This window comes from Corallococcus sp. AB049A (assembly GCF_003668885.1).
Classification (GTDB): domain Bacteria; phylum Myxococcota; class Myxococcia; order Myxococcales; family Myxococcaceae; genus Corallococcus; species Corallococcus interemptor.
Genome location: NZ_RAWL01001398.1, coordinates 1 through 396 on the forward strand (window position 1 = coordinate 1; position 396 = coordinate 396).

Sequence of the window (396 nt, forward strand, 5' to 3'; positions counted from 1 at the left end):
CCCTGTCAGGGTTTACCGCATTGAAGCAGACTCATCAGGCAGACTGGAGCCATATCCAGACAGCCCTCCGTACGCAGCAGCAGAGCTTCAGGCGAATTCCAGCTTGACGTAGCCTTGCACGCTGCGGAACGCGGCATCAGCTGCGTCGACCACCTGCTGTTCCTGTTCGGCGTTCAGCGTCACCGCGTCCAGCACGGCGGTGAACTTGCGCCATTGGCCTGCCGCTCCATCGGGGTGCGCGGCCAAGTGGCGGGCGCCGAAGCCACGATCGAGACCGAGCGTGGCGGCCATCTTGTAAAGAACGGCTCCGCCCAGTTTGGAACCTTCGGCCACGTACAACCAGCCCAGGAGGGCCGGCAGCGCCAGATCGCACGGCAATGGCACCCTGTCTACCTC

1 protein-coding gene is annotated in these 396 nt (G+C 63.9%); it reads right to left on the reverse strand.

The annotated features are described in order from the left end of the window. Positions 1 to 87 precede the first annotated feature (87 nt). Positions 88 to 396: biliverdin-producing heme oxygenase (locus tag D7X55_RS47315; RefSeq protein WP_233610491.1), on the reverse strand; the 309-nt coding region annotated here is incomplete at its 5' end.